The 3,689-nt window shown below is 38.7% G+C and carries 2 protein-coding genes and 1 pseudogene; 1 reads left to right on the forward strand and 2 read right to left on the reverse strand.

Annotated features, from left to right (window positions below; genetic code table 11):
- A pseudogene (locus tag AC1DUW_RS23380) lies at positions 1-302 on the forward strand (hypothetical protein); the annotation flags it as partial.
- Positions 303-358: 56 nt separating this feature from the next.
- Here the strand turns inward: AC1DUW_RS23380 and AC1DUW_RS23385 are convergent.
- Entirely contained in the window at positions 359-1,402 is a 1,044-nt protein-coding gene (locus AC1DUW_RS23385) for a YkvI family membrane protein (protein WP_053345131.1), read from the reverse strand.
- A gap of 391 nt (positions 1,403-1,793) precedes the next feature.
- Positions 1,794-3,488: a M3 family oligoendopeptidase gene (locus tag AC1DUW_RS23390; RefSeq protein WP_053345130.1), complete on the reverse strand. Its 1,695-nt coding sequence runs from the start codon at positions 3,486-3,488 to the stop codon at positions 1,794-1,796.
- Positions 3,489-3,689: the final 201 nt, after the last annotated feature.

Raw genomic sequence — 3,689 nt, forward strand, 5'->3', positions numbered from 1 at the left:
TATTCCTAACTACAGATGACTCCATTTTTATGAGAATTGAATTATTAACGGGTGATGTTAATTGGGATGAAGTCGAAGAAAATGTCCAAACCCAACTGAAAAGTTTTTCAGAAACAATTGAGGATCCAGCACTTGACGTTGATAACGGGTCGGGATTTGAAGTCGTAAGAGGGGATGATGTGATTACATCCATTTTGCTCAAAGGTGAAAAATCTCCTGTCCGCTTAACAATGTTCACTAAGAGGAATCAAGATTACCGAGATGCCTTTCTAGAGATGGCTAAAACTCTGATGAAAAAATAATAATTCATTGAATCCAGACGGAGGGAAAAGCTCATACCTTCTTTTCCCTCCATTTTTCATTTCTCCTTCCCTGCCTTGCTTTTCCAGACTAGCATTAAAAAAAGCAGACTTATGTATCCAAATACCGGGTAGATATATCCTAATAGCCTTCCATATCCGTATTCACTGATGATCAAAGCTATTAAAAAAATAATAGCTATGATTAGCATGCTTGGTACTTTAACATAGCTGCTAATTTGCCTTTGTAATCCATAAATATTCCCAATAACCGAAGTGAAGATTTCCCCGTAAATCACCAAAATAAACATCCAATATAACTGCCCAGCTGCAGTTCTCATAATAACCGCCGAAGGAATTTCATAGCTAGCTACATCTGGAAGTGTCATAAGTGAAAAATGCCCAGTTAGTAAGATTATAGTGAGAAAGATACCACCAAGGATGGCCCCATGCTTAATAATCTTTTCGTCGCGGACTTCATTGGCAACTGGAACCAGAACGGCCTGCGCTAAAGCCAGGTTAAAGGCTGTATATGCAAATGGGGAGAAAATCATTTTCAAGGAAATCCCTTCATCAGGAACTTGCGTAAGAAAAGACAAAAAGTCACCATTTCCCAAAGTAGAGAAAAAGAGAATCAAACTAAAACAGATCATGATTGGAACAACAAAAGAATTGACTGTAAAAACGCCGCGCATCCCCATCATCAGAACTAATGATGCCAAGATGATGGTAGACCAGCTTCCCACACTTTTAGGAACACCAAGTTGTTCCTCGAAAACTGCCCCTGAACCCGAAATCATGACGGCCGTCACACCTAACAGCATGATAAGGAAAAAGATATTGATGATTCCTGCTAACTTCTTACCGAATAAAAATTGATTGAACTCTTCATAAGAAGTAGCTCTTATCCTTGTAGAAATAAGCATGATCTTCGTTCCGGTAAAAATAAAAATATAACCTGCTATTAAAATCCCGATAAAGCCATAAATGCCATAACGGGTAAAAAACTCGACAATCTCTCTTCCAGTTGCAAAACCAGCTCCAACGACTGTACCTACATAAACGGCTGCAATCTGAAAAATCCCTGACCACCTTGACAGCATACTTTCCCCTCCTCCCTACATTTATATGTCAGGTGGAGGCATTTAAGACAAGCCAAGTAATATTCCCTATTGATTTAGGCTCTGTAAAATAATCTTGTTGATATTAAACTCTTTCAAACAATATATAAAGTAGACTTATTTTAGAGCTGCCTCTTTTAAACTTTCTAAGAACATTAACCTTAAACACAGCACTAAGTAAATGAGAAATGAATAGTATCTAATAGCCTAAAACAATAGATACATGTTAGTTCACTGGCAGGGAACGTAAAAAAACGCTTAAGGAAAAATATCCTCAAGCGTTTTAACACAACGATTAAGTTGTGGCTCATCATGGAATTTATTGTGATACTTACAAAAAATATTTCCACTTAAAACTCAGCTCAATCACCTTTTATAATGTTTGATCATCGACAGAGGAAAGCCATTCATCGATCACCTTGACCACGGACTGAACTGTCCCATCAGCAAATGGTGACTTCAGATTCGCCGATTCTACGAGACCAAGGAAAGACTTGCTGCCTCCGAGTTGGCACAGATTCAAATAATCTTCCCAAGCCGCCACATCCCCCTCTACTGATCTTTTCCAAAATTGGAAGGCGCAGATTTGAGCCAATGCATAGTCGATATAATAAAATGGAGACTGATAGATATGGCTCTGACGCTGCCAATATCCTCCATTTTCTAAAAATTCATTTCCTTCATAATCACGGTGAGGCAAATAATCCTTCTCGATTTTACGCCACGCCTGTCTTCTTTCAAGTGGAGAGGCGTCGGGAGTTTCATAGACGAAGTGCTGAAATTCATCCACAGCTACCCCATATGGCAGGAATACAAGTGAGCTACTTAAATGAGAGAACTTATACTTTTCTGTATCTTCTTTAAAAAACAGCTCCATCCATGGCCATGTAAGAAATTCCATGCTCATCGAATGGATCTCACAAGCCTCATATGTAGGCCAGTAATATTCCGGAATATCGTGGTCACGGCTCCGGTATACTTGGAATGCATGACCCGCCTCATGTGTTAAAACATCTATATCTCCGGAGGTCCCATTGAAATTTGAAAAGATAAATGGAGCTTTGTAATCTTCTATGAAGGTACAGTAACCACCACTTTCTTTTCCCTTCTTCGCCACAAGGTCCATCAAATTGTTATCTATCATAAAATTAAAAAACTCATTCGTTTCAGTTGAAAGTTCACGGTACATCGTTTTGCCATTTTCGATGATCCACTCCGCATCACCTTTAGGGATCGCATTCCCCGTTCTAAATTGAAAATTTTCATCAAAATAGCATAGATTCTCCAATCCAAGCCGTTCACGCTGACGTTCCTTCAATCGGGTAACAAGCGGTACCACATCCTCTTTCACCTGCTTACGGAATGCAGCAGCCATCTCCGCATTATAATCAGTCCTTGTCATTCGATTATATCCGAGCTCGACGAAATTTTTATACCCTAGCATAGTCGCAATCTCATGCCGTACTTTCACAAGTTCATCAAATATTCGATCCAATTCTGCCTGTTGTTTTTCAAAGAAGCTGTAATATGCTTCACTTGCATTTTTTCTTAACTCACGGTCCGCTGACTCCATAAAAGGCTGAAGCTGTGCAAGTGTACGCTCCTCTCCTTCAAATTCAATTTTTGCAGAGGCGATTAACTGTGAATATTCGCTTGATAGTTTATTTTCTTTTTGCAGATGCGGAATAATCTCAGGTGAAAACGTTTTGAGTTGGGCCTCTGCCAGGTCAAACAGTTGTTTCCCCCATTTCATCTCAAGCTCCCGACGAAACTTCGACCGAACAAGCTCAGTATAAAATATGGAAGTCAGCTCCTCCATTTCAGGAGAGAATTCATCTAAATAGTCGTTCTCAGCTTTATAAAATTCATCATTTGTATCAATGGAATGTCGAATATAGACCAAATTTAACATGGTACCTACATAATTTCGAATTTCATTTATTTCTTCCATCGCTTTCACTTGAATGTCTATTTCTTGTGCATCCCTAAACTTCTCCAAAACTTTCGTGAACTTCGATTTGATTTCATCCATTTCAGGACGTTTATATTCATACTCATTAAATTTCATATGTACACTCCTTTTTATACATTTTATCTAAGACATTTGCCTAAATACCACAATTACCATCAATAGAAGCCGTCTTATACATCCTCCTTTTAATGGTTATCGTGATCTAGTTAAATTCGCCACAGTAAAAAGAAAAACCTGCCTATACCTAGAAACAAAAACGGATTTCCCTAGCCATGTTCCACCTTGTATGTGCTAACC

It is taken from the genome of Peribacillus sp. P4_C12 (assembly GCF_056402095.1).

Excerpts from the sequence above, each read along its gene's own strand:
- AC1DUW_RS23385 (WP_053345131.1), bottom strand. The coding sequence starts at position 1,402 with ATGCTGTCAAGGTGGTCAGGGATTTTTCAGATTGCAGCCGTTTATGTA.
- AC1DUW_RS23390 (WP_053345130.1), bottom strand. The coding sequence starts at position 3,488 with ATGAAATTTAATGAGTATGAATATAAACGTCCTGAAATGGATGAAATC.